This window comes from Pseudomonas sp. 91RF (assembly GCF_003576265.1).
GTDB lineage: Bacteria > Pseudomonadota > Gammaproteobacteria > Pseudomonadales > Pseudomonadaceae > Aquipseudomonas > Aquipseudomonas kribbensis.
In genome coordinates this window covers 21,387-39,062 of sequence record NZ_QWFC01000043.1, presented here as the reverse complement: position 1 = coordinate 39,062, position 17,676 = coordinate 21,387, and the positions used below count along the sequence as shown (strand labels likewise).

Sequence of the window (17,676 nt, the reverse complement as noted above, 5' to 3'; positions counted from 1 at the left end):
TGTCAGTGCAAAAACAACGTACGGACAGAGTCATTGATCGCTGAAACAGCATCAAGAGCGCTTTGGTGAAGCCGTTGAACACGAAATGTGAGCAATGAAAAACGATGAGGCGCTACTCGGTAGCCTCGAACGCCTCGTGATATTTCACGACACCGAGTGGCAACTCCCCACCAAACGCCAACGCCTGAAAATACTCCGCCGGAATCCCCGGCAACTCCAGGCCCGCATGGGCCTTGAAGCCGAAACGCCCGTAGTAGCCCGGATCACCCAGCACCACGCAGCCGACGCCGCCAATACGCTGCAACTCCGCAAGCGAGGCTTTCATCAGCGCCGAGCCGATGCCTTGCTGCTGGCGGGTCGGGGACACGGAGATCGGGCCGAGGCCGTACCAGCCTTGAGCGCCGGAGGAAATTGTCACCGGTGAAATGGCCACATGGCCAACCACCGTGTCGTTCTCGACGGCCACCAGCGAAACGCTGAGCTGGCCGGCGCTGCGCAGCGCGTTGACGATGAATTGTTCGGTGTGGCTGGAGTGTTCTTCGTGCTGGAACGCCGCTTCGGTCAATTTTGCGATGGCGTCGATGTCTTCGGGTTGTTCGTTGCGGATTGTGATGTTTGTATTCATGCGTTCTCGGGTATCCCGGTCGATCAGGGTCCGAAGGGTTTCGAACAGCGGATCGGCGTTGGTGTATTGCTTGCCGTAGGCCAGGTTGAAGCCATAGTCGAAGTCTGGCGGATTCTGTCCTTGAGTGTGTTGTAAAAGTGTTTCCAGCTTGTCCAGTGCCTTTACCGCTTTGGCTTCGGGGGAGCCGGCGTTTTCGTAGTCGTCCCAGAGCGCGAGGATTTCGCTTCTCAGCGCGTCGTCCAGAGAACGGGTGAGCAGCAGCAAGTCGTTGCGCTCCTGTTCGCCCTTGTCGGGACAACCGGCTTGATCGACCGCCGGAATGTCACCGTTGATGGCCTCGCCGAGGTCGTGGATGACGCACATCTTCAGGACTTTCAGCACATCGAGCCCGGCCAGGTCGTCGGCGAACACGATCGCCATCAGGCACAGGCGCCAGCTGTGTTCGGCGGTGCTTTCGCTGCGCCCCGAGGACGTGTGCGCGCTTCTGAGGACGTCCTTGAGCCGTTCCGCTTCGCGCAGGAATTCGAGGCGTCCCTTGATTTTTTCGAGGCTCATACAGTGGCCGGAGTAAAGAGAGCAGGGCTCAAAGCCTAGGCCCGGCCTCGATCATCGTCCACGCATAAAATATGCGGCGGATGGCCTATAGCGTTTCCACCAGTCGTGCGGCGGTGCCGTCGGAGAGGGCGATCCGCGTCCAGCGGCAGAGGCCTGGCTGGATCGGCACGAGGGCGGAGTCATTGCTGCCCGTCAGGAATTCCAGTGCCGGCGGCGCCTGGACTTCACGCCAGCCGCTGTCATCCAGCAAGGATTCCTTGTGCTGGATTTCCGCGGTCGCAAAGCGCCACAGCGATTGCCCCAGCAGATCACTCAGCGGGCTGGCGAACTGCGCAGCCCGGGCCGGGGAGCAGGCCAGCAGGCGATGGGTCAGGTCGCAGACGAGGTGAACCGGGCGTGCGCTGTCTGTTACCAGTCGTGCGAGGGCCTGATCGGCGGCGCTGTCGAGGCGCGCCGCGAGTAACCGTTCGAGCTGAAGATGCGCGTCTGCATCCATCGCGAGCACACCGCTTTCCCAACGGGAAATCGTCGACTGGGTCACCTTGAACAACTCGGCGGCATGGCTCTGCTTGACGCGGTGCAGCACGCGCCAGCGGCGCAGGGCGATGCCGGGCAGGCTGGGCTTCAACAAGGTGTCGGACATGGCGATGGATCGCAAAAGGAATGCGGGCGGACAGTCTGAAGACTGTCCGCCCGCGCTGCAAATCGACGCGACATCAGGTCACTCCGGCACTTTGGCAATCACCTTGATCTCGAACTGAAAGCCATACAGCCACGTCACGCCGACCGCCGTAATCGTCGGATGCGGCGCCTCGCCCCAGAACTCCGGCACCACTTCCCAGATGGTTTCGAAGGTCGATTGCGGGTCGACCATGAACACGGTCACGTCCACCACGTCATCGAAACTGCCGCCGGCCGCGCCGAGAATCGCGTTGAGGTTGGTGAAGGCCCGGCGCACCTGTTGCTTGAGATCCGGCTCGGGCGAGCCGTCCTCAAGGCTGCCGACTTGCCCGGAGACAAACAGAAAACCGTTGGAACGAACGGCCGGCGAATAGCGATTGCGCTCGTAGAGGGCATGACGTCCGGGCGGGAAAATCACGTCGCGTTTTGGCTGGTTGTTGGTCATGGGGTGTCTCCTTCAATGGGCTGAAAACCTGCGATGGAGCAACTCTAGGGGCTTGCGCCGACACGATAAACGCGCAACCTTGGCGTTCACTGTTTGGGATAGCCAAACAATCGAGCCGCCATTAGAGGTTGGATATGGACCGTTTCGACGCGATGCAGGCCTTCGCCCGGGTGGTGGAGGCGGGCAGTTTCACCAAAGCCGCTGAGACCCTGCACATGAGCAAGACCACCGTGACCCATCTGGTGCAGCAACTGGAGGCGCGCCTGCGGGTCAAGTTGCTCAACCGCACCACGCGCAAGGTCAACGCCACGGCGGACGGCGCGGCCTACTACGAGCGGGTGATCAGGTTGCTGGCGGACATGGACGATGCCGAGACCAGCCTTCCCGGCGCGGCGGCCCAGCCCAAGGGGCGCTTGCGGGTTGATGTACCGAGCCCCCTGGCCAACCTGATTCTGGTGCCGGCGCTGCCCGAGTTTTGCGCGCGGTATCCGGAAATCCAGATCGACATGGGCGTCAGTGACCGGATCGTCGACATCATTGATGAAAACGTCGACTGCGTGGTGCGTGGGGGCGAGCTGCGGGATCAGTCGCTGATGGCCCGGAAGGTGGCGGATCTTCAACTGGGCGTATATGCCGCGCCGGGTTATCTGGCCCGGGCCGGCATCCCGGCGCATCCCCGGGACTTGGAGGACAGCCATCACCGGGTGGTCGGTTTCCTCTGGGCGCGCACCGGCAAACCGGTGCCTTACGCCTTGCACAACGAACACGAAGACTTGCAGATCAAGGGCCGCCACGTGCTGGCGGTGGATGACGGCAATGCTTACCTGTCGGCGGGCCTCGCGGGGCTGGGCGTGTTGTGGTTGCCCAAGTACATGTCCAAAGCACACGAGGCCAGCGGTGATCTGGTGCCGCTGTTCGAAGACTGGCGCCTGGATCCGATGCCGCTCTACGTCGCGTACCCGCCCAACCGTCACATCAGCCGCAAACTGCGGGTGTTTATCGACTGGATCGCCGAGGTGATGGCCCGCCACGCCCCGGTCATGGATCGCCCAGGTTCGCCAGCAACCACTCGGTAAAACTGCGGGCCATCGGATCGCTTTCGCTGTCGCGGTGGGTCAGCAGCGCCCAGTTCGGGCCGCGAATGGTGTCGTCCACCAAGGGCTGCAACAGCCCGTCGGCCCGGGCCTTGCGGCTGAGCAACTGGCTGACCAGCGCGATGCCGAGCCCGCTGCACGCGGCGTCCAGCAACAGGCCGGGATCGGAGAAGTTCAGGCCTTGATCCTGCTGGCCGACGTCGATCCCGGATTCCACCGCCCAATGGCTCCAGTCCATTTCCCGCTCGCCGTGCAGCGTTGTCCGCTGCGCGCCCGGCACGCTCAGCAGGCTCGGGTGACACGCCGGATACAGGCGGTCGGCATGCAGCACCTTGAAGCTGCATTCGGCCTGGGAACTGATGTCGTCGCGTACCGCCAGATCGATGGTCTGGGTCGCCATGTCCGGCACTTCATCGGTGCTGAAAATCCATAGATCGACATTCGGGTGCTGACGGCGGAAATCGCCCAGACGCGGCAGCAGCCAGTGCCGGGCAAACGCCGGCGTGGTGTTGAGCACCAGTTGATTGGGCTTCTGGTACTGACCCAGCCGCCGGATGCCCACCGACAGTTGCTGCAGCATCGCCTGAGTCGTGCTGAGCAGATCGTGGCCGGCGTCGGTCAGGGCGACGCTGCGCCCGCTGCGGAAAAACAGCGGCTGCTCCAGGTACGCCTCAAGGCTGCGGATCTGCTGGCTGATGGCCGATTGCGTGAGGCTCAGCTCTTCGGCAGCCTTGTGAAAACTGCCCAATCTTGCAGCGGCTTCGAAGCCGCGCAACGAGCTGAGGGGTGGCCAGTGTTTCAGCATGATCGATAAGTTCCTCTAATCAGTTTTCCGCTAAATCCATCGTTTGTTTGCCCTTCAGGCCGCCATTAGCATGCACGTCAACGCCGCCAAGGCTGTTTTCATTGAACACAATGGCTTAACTCAAAGGGCTTTTTACCATGCAGCAGAACAAAAACAACAACAGCGGTTGGATGATGCCGGCAGAGTGGGTAACGCACGCCGCGACCTGGATGGTCTGGCCACACAACAAAGCCCTGTGGGAGTCGGGCTGGCGCGTGACCTTGCCGTTGGTGCAGGAAGATTTCGCCCGCGTCGCCAATGCCATCGCCCGGTTCGAACCGGTGAAAATGGTCGTCGATCCGTCGGCCATCGCCAGCGCCAAGGCCTTGTGCGGGCCGAACATCGAACTGATTCCGCTGGCGGTCAACGACAGCTGGTGCCGCGACTCCGGCCCAAGCTTCGTCGTCCACCCGGAGCAAGGTCTGGCCGGTGTGAGCTGGCGCTTCAACGCCTGGGGCGGCAAGTCGGCCCATGACCTGGACGAAAGCCTGGCCCGTCGCGTACTCAATCATTTGGGCGGCGAGTGCTTCGGCACGGCGCTGAGCAACGAGGGCGGTGCGATCCATGTGGACGGCGAGGGCACCTTGATCACCACCGAATCGGTGCTGCTCAACCCCAACCGCAACCCCGGCGTGAGCAAGGCCGAGATGGAAGAAATCTTCAGCCGCCTGCTCGGCGTGAAGAAAACCATCTGGCTGCCGGGGGATCCGGATTACGTCACCGGTGACATGACCGACGGCCACGTCGATGGCGTCTGCGCCTTCGCCCGTCCCGGCGTGTTGCTGGTGGATGCCACTCACGATCGCAGCTCGGTTTACGCCGAAGTGGTGCGGGAAAATCGCCGTGCACTGGAATTGGCCACCGACGCTCAGGGCCGCAAGTTCGAGCTGATCGAGCTGTACGAAGCCACCGACGCCGTGGACACCGAAGCCGAAGTGTTCTGCGCTTCGTACACCAATTTCTACATCGCCAACGGCGCGATCATCATGCCGGCGTACGGCATCGAGGCCGACCATGTCGCGGCAGAAACCCTGGCCAAGGCGTTCCCGGGCCGTGAAGTGGTGCCGGTGCAGATCAATCACCTGGCCCATGGCGGTGGCGGTGTGCATTGCATCACCCAACAGCAGCCAGCCTGGCCGGTGGAGGGTTGATCGATGACGATGCTCAAAGTCGCCACCACCCAGATGCCGTGCACCTGGGATCTTAAAAGCAACCTCGACCGCGCCGAGCAACTGGTGCGTGAAGCGGCGGCGCAGGGCGCGCAGGTGATCCTGTTGCAGGAGTTGTTCGCCACGCCGTATTTCTGCATCGAGCAGAGCCACCACCATATGGCGCTGGCCGAGGAGTATCGCGACAGTCAGGTGCTGTCGCGCTTCGCCGCGCTGGCCCGGGAACTCGGCGTGGTGCTGCCGCTGAGCTGGTACGAGAAGGCCGGCAATGCCTACTTCAATTCCCTGAGCGTGGCGGATGCCGACGGGCGTTTGCTGGGTGTTTATCGCAAGACCCACATCCCCAACGCCATCGGCTATCAGGAGAAGGAATATTTCAGTCCCGGCGACACCGGTTTCAAAGTCTGGGACACCGCGTTCGGCCGTCTCGGCGTGGGCATCTGCTGGGATCAGTGGTTCCCGGAAACCGCCCGCTGTCTGGCGTTGATGGGCGCTGAGGTGCTGCTGTATCCGACCGCCATTGGCTCGGAACCGGGCTGCGCGGATCTGGATTCGCGGGATCACTGGCAGATGACCATGCGCGGCCACGCGGCTGCCAACCTGCTGCCGGTGATCGCCTCCAACCGTGTTGGCCGCGAAGTGGCGGGCACCGATGCGGCGCTGCAAATGAATTTCTACGGCTCGTCGTTCATCTGCAACCACAAGGGAAAAATGCTCGCCGAAGCCGACCGCGCCAGCACCGGCGTGCTGGTGCAAAGCCTGGATCTTTCGGCCATGCGTGAAGAGCGCCTGAGCTGGGGCATCTACCGCGACCGGCGCCCGGAAATGTACGGCGCCTTGTTGAGCCAGGACGGCCGTCACCTTCACGCCCGCTGGAATCCTCAAGGAGTCTGATATGCATACCTCACACAAGTGGTTGCTGGGCGCTCTGGGTCTGGCGCTGGCCGGTTTGATGCCGGCCGTACACGCCGAAGACAAGACCCTGCGGCTGTACAACTGGGCGGACTATTTCGCCGAAGACACCTTGAGCAAGTTCACCGCCGAAACCGGGATCAAGGTGATCTACGACGTGATGGATGGCAGCGAAACCCTGGAAGCCAAGATGCTCTCCGGGGGCAGTGGCTACGACCTGATCTTCCCCGGCGACACTGTGGCCGAACGGCTGATGCGCGCCGGCAGCCTGTTGCCGCTGGATCCCTCGAAAGTCACGGCGATGAACGACATCGAACCGGGCCTGCAAAAACTGCGCAGCCATTACGAGCATTCGAACAAGGCCACGGTGCCGTACACCTGGGGCACCATCGGCCTGACCTACAACGCCGAGCAGATCAAACAGCGCATGGCCGATGCGCCGGTCAACAGCCTCGACATGCTGTTCAAGCCGGAACTGGCGGCGAAATTCGCCGATTGCGGGATTTCGATGATCGATTCACCGGACGAAGTGCTGGCCGTGGTGCTCAATTACCTGGGCCGTGATCCGCGCAGCGCCAAGCCTGCGGACCTGGCAGCGGCCAGTGATCTGCTGATGAAGCTGCGGCCGTACATCCGCAAGTTCCAGTCGCAACCGGTGACCGATCTGGTCAACGGCAACCTGTGCCTGTCCCTCGGTTACAGCGGCGATATGACCCAGGCCCAGCGCACCTCGGACAGCGCCGGCAAGAAGACTCGCTTCCAGTACCGCGTACCCCGAGAGGGCACCACGGTGTGGATGGACACCATGGCCATTCCGGTCGATGCCAAGCATCCGGAATACGCCTACGCGTTCATCAACTTCGTGATGCGCCCGGAGAACATGGCCGCGATCAGCAATTTCACCGGTTACCCGACCTCCAACGCCAAGGCCCGGCCAAACGTGGACGAGGCGATGCGCAACAACCCGGACATCTACCTCGACGAAGCGACCTATGCTCGTCTGATACCGGGCAAGGATATTCCCCAGGCCGACATGCGTGCCCGCATGCGCACCTGGACCAAGTTCAAGACCGCCACTGCAAAGTGATTTTTCCGGGCCGCTCCGGCGGCCCCCTTACACATCAGGAACGTACACATGCCCACTCGTCGCGAGTTCATCAAACAGGTTTCAGTCGTCGCCGGCGTCGGCGCTGCCGTCATGGGCCTCGGCCTGTCCCCGGCGCGGGTGCTGGCGGCCAGCGAAGGTCGCTGGTTCATGCCCGACGAGGGCGACAAACACGAACGCGCCTACATGGCCTTCGGTGCGCAGGACGCGATCTGGGAAGATTTCACCGAAGACGTCCAGGAAGCCCTGGGCCGCATCGCCCGCGCCATCTCCCGTTACGAACCGCTGACCATCTACTGCCGTAGCAGCGAACGCAGCCTGGCCGAAGAGATTTGCGGCACGTCCAACATCACCTACCAGATCGCCAATCTCGACGACATCTGGATGCGCGACATCAGCGCCAACTTCGTCATCGATGACAAAAGTGGTCTCGGCGCGGTGGACTTCAACTTCAGTGGCTGGGGCAACAAGCAGCAGCACTCCAAAGACGCGAAAATCGCCCAACGAGTGGCGCAAGACGCACAAGCGACCTACATCCGCAGCGAACTGGTGGGCGAGGGCGGCGGTATCGAAGTCGATGGCCACGGCACCGGGATCATGACCGAAAGCTGCTGGGTCAACGCCAACCGCAACCCCGGCTGGAGCAAGGCCGACGTCGAGGCGGAACTGAAGGCACGCCTGGGTCTGCGCAAGATCATCTGGCTGCCGGGCATCAAGGACAAGGACATCACCGATGCCCACGTCGATTTCTACGCGCGCTTCGTCAAGCCCGGCGTAGTGATCGCCAACCTCGACACCGACCCGAAATCCTACGACAACAAGGTCACGCTGGCGCACCTGGAGATCCTGAAAAAGGCCACCGACGCCGACGGTCGTCCGTTGCAGATCCACACCGTGTCGCCACCGCTGAAGCCGCGCAAGACCAAATTCAACAAGAACAATGACGACTTCGCGGCCGGTTACATCAACTACTTCGTCATCAACGGCGCGGTCATCGCCCCGGAATTTGGCGACAAGGACGCCGACAAGAAGGCCTTCGACCTGCTGAAACAGCTCTACCCAAACCGCGATGTGGTGCAGATCAACATCGACGCCATCGCCGCCGGTGGTGGCGGGATTCACTGCGTGACCAGTCACCAGCCGGCGTGAGGCCGTTCCTCAGCGAAACCGTTGGGGAAGCGCTTCGGCAAAGGGATAGAAGTCAAACCAGGGTCTGGCTTCGTCGATCACCTGGCTGAAAGACGGGCGCTGCACCAGCCGCTCGAAATAAGCGCTGAGGCGAGGGCGGTCGGCGCCAAATGGCACCAGTGTGCTGGCGTAAAACAGCGCCGGGCTGGCGGAGCAATCGGCCATGCTGTAGTCCGGGCTGGCGATCCACGGGTGGGTCGCCAACTGGTTTTCCAGTATGTCGTAGGCGGTGTTCAGCAACGTGCGCTGGCTGCTCAGGTCGGCGTTTCTGCTGTGGATACGGTCGGCGACGATCTGCGACATCGGCGTCATCACGTAGTTGTCGAAGAAACGGTCCCAGAGTCGAACCTGCAGCGCTGTGTCCCAATCGTCGGGGATCAAGCGGCCCGCTCCAGCGTGATAGCGGTCCACGTATTCGATGATCACGCTCGACTCCGGCACATTGCGCTGGCGGGCGCGGTCTTGCAGTACCGGAAATTTGACCAATGGCCACAGCGCCTGCAACTCGGCCCGTTCGGCTTCGCTGGACAGGTCGATCAGGCGTTTTTCGAAGGCGACACCGTGTTCGTACAGGGCAATCAGGGCTTTGTGGCAGTAGGATGACAACGGATGGTAATAGAGGGTCAAGTCCATGGTTCAACGCCTCGCGGTGATAGTGAAAAACACTACACAGGTATAGCCTGCCTGCGCACGGCCACGCATTTGATTTCCACCAGCAGCCCCGGATGGGCCAGTTCGCTGACGCCGACGCAGGTCCAGGCGCAGAAGCCTTTGGGGAACACGCGGTTCTTCACTTCACGAAACACCGGCATGTGCTGGCTCATGTCGACGTGATAGGTGGTCATCTCCACCACGTCTTCGAAGGTGCAACCGCCGGCCCTCAGCACTTCGTCGAGGTTTTCCCAGGCACGGATGAATTGCTGCTCGGGGTCTTCGATGACTTTCAAATCTGCTGTCCTGCCCACCTGGCCGGCACAGTAAAGCGTGTCGCCGACCAGAACCGCCGGAGCGTAACCGGCGCGTTCGACGATGGGTTTCATGGATTCGGGGATGATGATTTTGCGATCAGGCATGGTGTTTCCTTCAGCGTTGCATTTCAGCGGCCGTGGGCATTCGCCGCCAACTGTTCGGTATCCACCCGCACAAACACCGAATCACCCACCGCCGTCAGCACATCCCCGGCGTAGACCTCGCAGATCACCCGGCTCTTGCGCCCGACTTCGCCTTCGACTTTTGCCTTCAACGTCAGCGGCACGCCCATGGGCGTCGGCTTGATGAACTTGATGCCGAGGTTGCCGGTGACGCAGTTGATACGCGGCAGGCTTTCGGCTTCACGGCCTTCGGCGCGGTAGTGGTAAGCCATCGCCGTCCAGTTGGAGTGGCAGTCCACCAGCATCGCGATCAAACCGCCGTAGACCAGCTCCGGCCAGCCGCAGTATTTGGCCTCGGGCACATGCTCGGCCATGACGTGCACGCCGTCCTCGTGCCAGAAACTCTTTATGTGCAAGCCGTGCGGGTTGCTGCTGCCGCAGCCGAAGCAGACGCCGTCGGGGGCGGCGGTGTCTTGCAGGGAGGTGTCGAGAGGGGACATGCCGGGGTCATCCTTAAACTGTTAGCCGAACCGGGCGGATTCTAACCCCGAATCAAGGACAAGGCGTTGCCCCGAGTGACGCCGTCTGCTGATAAGTCGATCCCGGCCTGATGCTAGTTACGCTGCGCCAGGTTGCGTTGAAACTCTTCGAAGCTGCAGGGCAGCGTCGTGGCTTTGCGTTTTTTCGACTGGTCGTGCTCGTCGGGCAATTGATCGCTCAACTCCCAGACCTCAAGCATCTTCGCGTACTCGAAGGCGTGGCGCGGACTGCTCTGAATCCATTGCTGGAAAGCCTGGCGTTCGTCAGGTGTGCAGGATTCGTCTTGCAGGCGCAGGCACCAGTGCGCCGCCTGATTGAGGATTTCATCGTCGGCGTCTTGAGGGCTTTGGAGGTTCATTGACTGCTTCCAGGATGGCCGGAGAGGGCACTTTACCCTGCCTCTTGCAAAAAAAACGTCAAAGTTCGGCAGGGATTTAGCCTGCCTGACGGACAGAATGCGCGCCCGCCGGACAGATCGCGCCGCCATTTCCGCTTTTCGAAGTTTTGCCATATTCAGTCACATTTCGTTGTAGATAGTGGGCAGCCCAACCGGTTTCCAATGAGGCTGCATCGTGTTTCCACGTCTTCTGTGTTCGCTGTCCGTGTTGAGTCTGTCCATTGCCGCCGCCCACGCGGCCGACCTTGATACCCCGCGCCTGCAGGGCATCGACAACTTCCGCGATGTCGCCGGCATCACCACGGCCTACTCCACGACCCATGACGGCACGATGCGCGCCGGTGTGTTCTACCGATCCAACGCGCTGACGCCGACGGCGTCGGATCTCGCGACCCTCAACGGTCTGGGGATCAAGGCGGTTTTTGACCTGCGCACCCCCAGCGAAATCGCGGCCACGCCGGACACCATGATCAGCGGCGCGACCTACCAGAACATCGACATCATCGGCGCCACCACCTCGGGCGCTAACATCACCACGGTCTCGTTCAAGAGCGCGGCCGATGCGATTGCGATGATGCAGGAGACCAACCGCGCCTTTGTCAGCGACGCCGGCATGCGCGGTCAGCTGGGCGTGCTGTTCAACGAACTGGCCGGCGTCGACGGCGCCGCGCTGTTCCATTGCACCGCCGGCAAGGACCGCACCGGCTGGACCGCCGCCGTGCTGCAAAGTATTGCCGGGGTCGACAACGCGACGATCATGAGCAATTACCTGGCGACCAACGACTACACCGCCGCCCGTGTGGCCAAGACGTTGGCGATGATGCCGCCGAGCATGGCCGCGGTTTACGCGCCGCTGCTGGGTGTGGAGGCGAGTTACCTGCAAGCGGGCCTGGACCAGGTGACCGCGCAATACGGCAGCATGGACAACTACCTCAAACAGGGCCTGGGTCTGTCCCAGGAAACCATTTACGTGTTGCGCGGCAAAATGGTCGAGTACAACAGCCTGCCGGGTCAGGCCGGGCTGATCGGCAACGCCGCTGCTGGCGCGCAACTGTTGCAGGAGTTGCAGAACAGCAAGCTGTCGGGCACCTACAGCGCCTACAACTACTACCTGCAATCGGCCATCGACGCCGGCACTCTTGGCGGCGTCGAGTCTACGGTTGGCGGTCAGGTGCACGCCGATGCGGCCAGTTACCTGCTGCGGCAGAACGCAATGATCGAACAGGCCGCCGCGCCATTCGCCAGCGGCACCGACCTCAAGGTCGGCCAATACCGTTTGTGGAGCACCGCGCTTGCCGGTTACCTCGGCACCGACGGTTCGGCCCATGCGCAAAGCAGCAACGAACACAGCCAGGGCCTGATGGTCGGCGTTACCCAGCGCTTCTCCGAGCAACTCAGCGCGCGGGGCGGGATCGGTTACAGCAAAGGCACCGTCGGCGGGGCGGGGGGCGAGGCTGATACCAACTTCACCTTCCTCAATCTGGGTGCCCGTTATGGCTTCACCAGCCTGGAGCGTGGCCTGTTTGCCGATGCCAGCCTCAGCGCCGGTTACGTCGATTACGACAGCAAGCGCGACCTCGGTGGCGGCCTCGGTTCGGCGAAGGGCGACACCCACGGCAATCTCAGTGGTGCCACGCTGGCGCTGGGTTATCGCCTGCCAATGAACGATATGGTTCTGGAGCCGAGCTTCGGCGTGCGGGTCAGTCGTCTGGACCTGTCGGGCTTCCAGGAAAAGGGCAGCGAACTGGCCCTCGATGTCGACGACATCCAGCAAACCCGCCGCAGTGCGGTGGCCAATCTTGACGTCTCGTTTGCTCCGATGCCGATGGGCGCGTGGCAACTGGTGCCGGGTGTGCGGGTCGGCTACGAGCGTGTGCTCGGCGATCATCAGGTCGACAGCGAAGGCCATCTGCTGGGGCTGGATATCGAACAGCGCGCGGCGTTCGACAACCGCGATCAGTTCAGCGGCGGCGTCAACCTGATGGCCAACCTCGGTGCCTTGAGCCTGGGTGCCGAAGTCGGTGCCAGCGGTGGCGGCGACAGCCACGGTTTCAGCGGCGGGCTCAAGGCCAGTTATCAGTTCTGATCAACCAAAGGTGAAGAAAAAGGACTGCCTCAGCGCAGTCCTTTTCGCATTTCTGCGGGGCTCACGCCGTAAGCGTCCTGGAAGTACTGGCAGAACCGGCCGACGTTGCTGAATCCGTATTGCAGGGCCACGTCGGTCACCGATGACGATGGGCCTCGCTTCAACGCTTCGCAGGCACGCTCCAGCCTGACCTGGCGCTGATACGCGACGATCGATGTGCCGACGAACCGCCGGAAGCCTTCCTGCAAGGCCCGCAGGCTGACGTTCACCAGCCCCGCCAGATCCGTCCCGCTGACCAGTTGCTCGGGATGCGCCTGAATGTATTCGATGGCCTGTTTAACATGTCGAGGTGCGATCTGCGCCTCAGGCCGGCGCAAGGCTTCGCTGAAATTGTGCGGCCAGGCTTCCAGCACCGCGTCCACCAGCATCTCCCGCAGCCGCGATGGCATCAGCGAACCGGCGTTCAACAACAGGTCGAATTCTGTGCCGGTGGCCAGATCGATCAATGCGCGAATGCCCTGAAACGCCGGGCTGTTCAGATCCACCCTCGGCTCGAAATGCAGCTTGTGCACGATCGGTCGGCCCAGCAGTGACGACAGGCGTTCGGTGAGCGCCGCGCGGCTGATCGACATGCCGTGCTGGGCGTGATTGTCGACGAAGCGCATCGAGCGCAGATCCGCCTTGTCGATGGCCAGTCCGATGTGCGGCATGCCGAGCGATTCGGTCGAGTCGTTGAAAATGATCTTGCCGGCGGTGGGGATCACGAAGGTGATTTCATCGTAGGGCTCGGGGAACGCCACGGTGAAATCACCCCGGTAATGCATGCGGCGGAAACTGACCCCGTCGTGCCGCCCGTAGACACCGCCGATGATGATGTCCTTGGGCGGCGGCGGTGTATCGCCATAACGATTGCCGAACATGCGGGAAAACAAAGCGCCGAAGTCATCGCAGGACATGTCGGCGGATCTGAGAATGATGGTCTGGCGCGTCGGGCTTGAGTACACCGGGAAGGTCACCTTGGCAGTCGGGGCAAAGAGGCGCGAGGACGTTAGCAACCGAGAATGACAGCGACATGACACAAACGGATTACGCCGCTTGCCAATGCGCCTTCAGGAAATCGATGAACACCTTGACCTTGCGCGTATTGCGCCGATGGGCCTGATACAGCACATAGATCCACGGGCCGAAAGCGCTGGGTTCACGCCAGTATTCGGGCATCAACTCCACCAGTTCGCCCCGGGCGAGATACGGCGCGGCGCTCCACTGCGGGAGGAATTGCAGGCCCTGGCCGTCGAGCAGGCAGGCCAGCAGGAAATCGTAATTGTCACTGGCGATGCGCGGGGTCGGCTGGGTCATGCGCAGGCGTCGCTCGCCCTGTTTGACCCACCAGAAATGCCGGTTGAGCAGCGGGTGACGAAAGATCAGCCAGTCGTGCTGGTGATAGTTGTCCAGCGACACATCGCTGCCCTTGCGCGCCAGATAGGCCGGGCTGGCGCAGAGCTGCACGCGGTTTTCCACCAGCGGCTGGGCGATGACTCCCGGCAGATCGATCGGCCCGTCACGCAGCGCCAGGTCGTAGCTGCCATCGACCGGGTCGTCGTAGTTGTCGCTCAGATCCACTTCCAGATTCACCTGCGGGTGCTCGTTCAGAAAGCGGCAACACACCTGATTGAGAAAGGCCGGGGCGAAGGAGGGCGGGGCGATGATGCGCAATTCGCCGCGCAATTCGTGCTTGAGCTGTTCGACACCTTCGCTGGCCAGTTGCAGTTGCAACAGTGCCTGACGCGCGCCTTCCAGATAGATCCGCCCGGCCTCGGTCAGCGCCATGCGCCGGGTCGTGCGGTCGAACAAGCGGCTGCCGAGTTCTTCTTCCAGTTGCGCCACGGCTTTGGTCAGGGCCGACGGCGTGTTGCCGAGCACCTCGGCGGCACGGCTGAAATTACCGTGCTCGGCGGTGGCGACGAACATGGTCAGGGCGCTCATTTTGTCCATTGATCTATTCCTGATGGGCACAGAAGTTGTGCGTGAGACGGCATTCAGTTATCCGGCGGGCTTGGCTAATCTGGCCTCAGCCTAACAAAAATAACGAGAATGCTCATGAAGCAGCTTCTGACCCTGATGGTGTCGTCCGCACTGGCCTGTGCCTCGCTGGAAAGTCTGGCGGCCACCGACCTGATCCTGCACAACGCGAAAATCTACACCGCCGAACCCGGCCAGCCGTTGCAGCAGGCCATCGCCATCGAGGGCGACAAAGTGGTGGCGGTCGGCTCGGATGCGCAGGTGCTGCGCCTGAAGACTGCCGATACCCGGCTGATCGACCTGGGCGGCAAAGTGGTGATGCCCGGTTTCATCGACTCTCACTCCCACACCCTCAAGGGTGGTTTGCAGATGCTGCAGGCCAATCTCGACGGGCAGATGCTGCCGCTCGATGAACTGGAATCGCGCTTGCGCCAATGGCGCGAGGACGGCAAGGCCCGGCGCGGCGAATTCCTCAGCGTCGGCGGATTGCCCTCGACTTACTGGAACCAGACCGACGCGCTGGAGCAGCGTTTCAATCAGGGCGAGTGGGCCGATCAGCCGTTGTTGCTGCTGGGTTGGGACCTGCACACCGGCTGGGCCAATCAGGCGATGCTCAAACGCGCCGGCATCGATGCGGCGCGCATCCAGGCGCTCAAACCCGAAGAGAAAGACACCCTCGGTCATCACCCGGACGGGCAGCCGAATGGTTTTATGGTGGACGCCGGGCTCTATCCCGTTCAGGCCCTGTTGCCGCCGCCGAGCGATGAAGCGCTGCTGGCGGGCGGTCGCGCCGCGCTGGATTACTACAAGAGTCTGGGCATCACCGGGTGGATGGACCCGCTGGCCAACGAACTGCCCGGGGCCGACGTGAAAAACGACTCGCTGGGTGTGCTGCCGACGTACAAGACGCTTTCGGAAAACGGCGAACTCACCGCCCACGTCGCTGCGTTGCTGATGGCGGATTCGAAGGCCACCCCAGCGGATCTCGATGAACTGGACAAGGTCCGCCGGCAGTTCCTCGGCGTGCACAACCTGACGCTGCCGGGGATCAAGGTGTTCGCCGACGGCGTGGCCGAATCGCCCGCGCAGAGTGCGGCGATGCTGGAACCGTACAAGAACTCGAAAAAGTCCGGCGAGCTGCTGATCGATCCGGCGCACTTTGGCGAACTGGTCAGCGCCGCCGACGCCCGTGGCTGGCTGGTGCACATCCACGCCATCGGCGACCGCGCGGTGCGCGAATCACTCAATGGCATCGAGCAGGCGCGCAAGGATCGCCAGAGCGGCATCGCCCATTCCATCACTCACCTGCAAATGGTCAACCCGAAAGAATTCGCCCGGTTCAAGGCACTGAATGTCATTGCCTCGATGCAGATGTACTGGGCCAGCGCCGATGAATCGAGCATGGATCTGGTCAAGCCCTACGTCAGCGCCATGGCCTTCATGTACACCTATCCGGCGCGCTCGCTGCTCAAGCAGGGCGCCACCATCGCCGGCGCCAGCGACTGGCCGATCACCACGCCGGAACCGTGGAAAGCCATTTACCAGGCCGTCAGCCGCAAGGGCCCGAAAGGCGTGCTCAACGCCGCCGAAGACATCGATCGCCAGGTCATGTTCCAGGCCTACACCCTCAATGCCGCCAAGGTCCTGCGCCTGGAAGACAGCATCGGCTCGCTCAAGCCCGGCAAGCAGGCCGACCTGATCGTGCTCGACCGCGATGTGTTCACGGTCGCCCCGGAAGCCCTGCGCGACACCCAGGTGCTCAACACCTTCTTCGCCGGCCGCGAAATCTATCGCCGCCAGCCGTAAGCCGCACTCCGATTACAACGCCAAAAAAAGGAAAACCTTTCGTGAACCTTCATTGCTTCGTCACCGACACCCGTAACCCGCAAACCCGTGGGCACCAGATCGGTGATGCCTTCAGCGCGCAGATTCGCCAGACCGTTGCGCTGTACCTCGACTTCTTTAATCAGCTCGATATCCCGCCACAGCAAGTGCGCGCCATCGGTGAAGCCAGCCTGAAAGCCCTGGAAAACTGGAGCCCGGCACTGGCCGAGGAAATCGTCGCCATGGCCGAAGGCGCGGATCTGCCGCTGTGGCAACTCGCGGCCCTCAACGCCCGCACCGAAATCCTCGCGGTGATGCCCTCGAATGAAGGCGAATGCTCGACCGCCGTGTTCGCGCCCCATGGCCCGCAGGCGCCGAAAACCATCCAGACCTGGGACTGGCACGACACGCTGGTGCCCAACGGCCTGATCCTGCAACTGACCACCGACGCCGGGATGACCGTCAAGCTGTTCACCGAATTCGGCATGCTCGGCAAGATCGGCGTCAACAGCGCAGGCCTCGGGCTGCACTTCAACATCCTTCACCATGCCAGCGACAACGGCAGCGGCGGGGTGCCGGTGCATGCGATTGCGCGGCGGATTCTGGAGCAGGCGCGCAGTGTCGATGAGGCCATCGAACTGGCGCGTTCGGCACGGGTCAGTGCGTCCACGGTGCTGACGGTGTTCGCTCGCGAAGACTCGAAAGTCCGCGCCTGCAGCATCGAGATGTCGCCTGCCGCCACCGCCGTGGTGCTGCCGGACGCCGAAGGCTGGATCACCCACACCAACCACTTCCTCGACCCAAACCTGAGCGCTGGCGAACGCACACCGGACGCCTCGACCACCTACGCGCGCATCGATCACGTCAACGCCTTGCTGAACGGCATGACCGAAGGCGACCTCGTGCGCCGGGCCGATGCCATGTGCGGCGCGGCCGGCGAAGAGGCGCCGATCTGCTTCCATCCCGACCTGAGCATGCCGGCCACCGAGCGCTGGGAAACCTTGCTGACCATCGGCATCGACACTGAACAATGCGTGCTCGAATTCGCCGCCGGCAACCCGAAACAGCTGGCCCGCAACGGTTACCAGCGCTTCTGAAACC

General features: G+C 62.4%; 18 protein-coding genes and 1 pseudogene. 8 read left to right on the top strand and 11 right to left on the bottom strand.

Features of this window, described 5'->3' with window-relative positions:
* Positions 1-112 precede the first annotated feature (112 nt).
* The 4 genes and pseudogenes from DXT77_RS30175 to DXT77_RS21790 all read right to left on the bottom strand — a co-directional run bounded on the left by DXT77_RS30175 (position 113) and on the right by DXT77_RS21790 (position 2,306).
* The gene (locus tag DXT77_RS30175; protein ID WP_256663012.1) at positions 113-625 is read right to left on the bottom strand and encodes a GNAT family N-acetyltransferase; all 513 of its coding nucleotides are present in this window, start codon (positions 623-625) and stop codon (positions 113-115) included.
* Positions 623-1,180, bottom strand: a pseudogene (locus DXT77_RS30170) (HD domain-containing protein); the annotation flags it as partial. The gene DXT77_RS30175 and the pseudogene DXT77_RS30170, both read right to left, overlap by 3 nt.
* Before the next feature lie 85 nt (positions 1,181-1,265).
* Positions 1,266-1,823, bottom strand: a complete 558-nt coding sequence (locus tag DXT77_RS21795; RefSeq protein ID WP_119429113.1) for a helix-turn-helix transcriptional regulator — start codon at positions 1,821-1,823, stop codon at positions 1,266-1,268.
* 78 nt (positions 1,824-1,901) lie between these two features.
* Positions 1,902-2,306 carry a RidA family protein gene (locus tag DXT77_RS21790; RefSeq protein ID WP_119429112.1) on the bottom strand — a complete coding sequence of 135 codons (405 nt, stop codon included), beginning with the start codon at positions 2,304-2,306 and terminating at the stop codon, positions 1,902-1,904.
* A 134-nt stretch (positions 2,307-2,440) separates the two neighbouring features.
* On the opposite strand from DXT77_RS21790, the gene DXT77_RS21785 reads away from it, so the two are divergent.
* Complete coding sequence (locus DXT77_RS21785) at positions 2,441-3,382, top strand: LysR family transcriptional regulator (RefSeq protein ID WP_119429111.1); 942 nt, start codon at positions 2,441-2,443, stop codon at positions 3,380-3,382.
* Here DXT77_RS21785 and DXT77_RS21780 read toward each other — a convergent pair.
* Positions 3,345-4,205: a LysR substrate-binding domain-containing protein gene (locus DXT77_RS21780; RefSeq protein ID WP_119429110.1), complete on the bottom strand. Its 861-nt coding sequence runs from the start codon at positions 4,203-4,205 to the stop codon at positions 3,345-3,347. The two genes, DXT77_RS21785 and DXT77_RS21780, sit on opposite strands and share 38 nt — an antisense overlap.
* A 137-nt stretch (positions 4,206-4,342) precedes the next feature.
* Between DXT77_RS21780 and DXT77_RS21775 the strand changes: the two genes are divergently transcribed.
* The 4 genes from DXT77_RS21775 to DXT77_RS21760 are packed head-to-tail and all read left to right on the top strand — an operon-like array spanning position 4,343 to position 8,579.
* Complete coding sequence (locus tag DXT77_RS21775) at positions 4,343-5,395, top strand: agmatine/peptidylarginine deiminase (RefSeq protein ID WP_119429109.1); 1,053 nt, start codon at positions 4,343-4,345, stop codon at positions 5,393-5,395.
* A 3-nt stretch (positions 5,396-5,398) separates the two neighbouring features.
* Positions 5,399-6,307, top strand: coding sequence for an N-carbamoylputrescine amidase (aguB, locus tag DXT77_RS21770; protein WP_119429108.1), 909 nt, complete (start codon positions 5,399-5,401; stop codon positions 6,305-6,307).
* A 1-nt stretch (position 6,308) separates the two neighbouring features.
* Positions 6,309-7,412: an extracellular solute-binding protein gene (locus tag DXT77_RS21765; RefSeq protein ID WP_119429107.1), complete on the top strand. Its 1,104-nt coding sequence runs from the start codon at positions 6,309-6,311 to the stop codon at positions 7,410-7,412.
* Between the two features lie 48 nt (positions 7,413-7,460).
* On the top strand, positions 7,461-8,579 hold the full coding sequence (locus DXT77_RS21760) for an agmatine/peptidylarginine deiminase (RefSeq protein WP_119429106.1): 1,119 nt from the start codon (positions 7,461-7,463) through the stop codon (positions 8,577-8,579).
* Between the two features lie 9 nt (positions 8,580-8,588).
* Here DXT77_RS21760 and DXT77_RS21755 read toward each other — a convergent pair whose 3' ends face one another.
* The 4 genes from DXT77_RS21755 to DXT77_RS21740 form a co-directional block, all read right to left on the bottom strand.
* Positions 8,589-9,251 carry a glutathione S-transferase family protein gene (locus tag DXT77_RS21755; RefSeq protein ID WP_119429105.1) on the bottom strand — a complete coding sequence of 221 codons (663 nt, stop codon included), beginning with the start codon at positions 9,249-9,251 and terminating at the stop codon, positions 8,589-8,591.
* A 32-nt stretch (positions 9,252-9,283) separates the two neighbouring features.
* A complete protein-coding gene (locus DXT77_RS21750) occupies positions 9,284-9,691 on the bottom strand; it encodes a RidA family protein (protein ID WP_119429104.1) in 408 nt (135 codons plus the stop codon).
* Positions 9,692-9,714: 23 nt separating this feature from the next.
* Positions 9,715-10,209, bottom strand: coding sequence for a PaaI family thioesterase (locus DXT77_RS21745; protein WP_119429103.1), 495 nt, complete (start codon positions 10,207-10,209; stop codon positions 9,715-9,717).
* A 113-nt stretch (positions 10,210-10,322) separates the two neighbouring features.
* Positions 10,323-10,607: a DUF4880 domain-containing protein gene (locus DXT77_RS21740; protein ID WP_119429102.1), complete on the bottom strand. Its 285-nt coding sequence runs from the start codon at positions 10,605-10,607 to the stop codon at positions 10,323-10,325.
* A 214-nt stretch (positions 10,608-10,821) separates the two neighbouring features.
* Between DXT77_RS21740 and DXT77_RS21735 the strand changes: the two genes are divergently transcribed.
* Positions 10,822-12,732, top strand: coding sequence for a tyrosine-protein phosphatase (locus DXT77_RS21735; protein WP_119429101.1), 1,911 nt, complete (start codon positions 10,822-10,824; stop codon positions 12,730-12,732).
* A gap of 29 nt (positions 12,733-12,761) precedes the next feature.
* Here DXT77_RS21735 and DXT77_RS21730 read toward each other — a convergent pair whose 3' ends face one another.
* A complete protein-coding gene (locus DXT77_RS21730) occupies positions 12,762-13,736 on the bottom strand; it encodes an AraC family transcriptional regulator (RefSeq protein ID WP_119429100.1) in 975 nt (324 codons plus the stop codon).
* Between the two features lie 82 nt (positions 13,737-13,818).
* Positions 13,819-14,724 carry a LysR family transcriptional regulator gene (locus DXT77_RS21725; protein ID WP_096821669.1) on the bottom strand — a complete coding sequence of 302 codons (906 nt, stop codon included), beginning with the start codon at positions 14,722-14,724 and terminating at the stop codon, positions 13,819-13,821.
* A 105-nt stretch (positions 14,725-14,829) separates the two neighbouring features.
* Here DXT77_RS21725 and DXT77_RS21720 point away from each other — a divergent pair, with 105 nt between their 5' ends.
* Together DXT77_RS21720 and DXT77_RS21715 are read left to right on the top strand one after the other, a co-directional pair.
* Positions 14,830-16,557 carry an amidohydrolase gene (locus DXT77_RS21720; protein ID WP_119429099.1) on the top strand — a complete coding sequence of 576 codons (1,728 nt, stop codon included), beginning with the start codon at positions 14,830-14,832 and terminating at the stop codon, positions 16,555-16,557.
* Positions 16,558-16,598: 41 nt separating this feature from the next.
* Complete coding sequence (locus DXT77_RS21715; protein ID WP_119429098.1) at positions 16,599-17,672, top strand: C45 family peptidase; 1,074 nt, start codon at positions 16,599-16,601, stop codon at positions 17,670-17,672.
* The last annotated feature ends 4 nt before the right edge of the window (positions 17,673-17,676 follow it).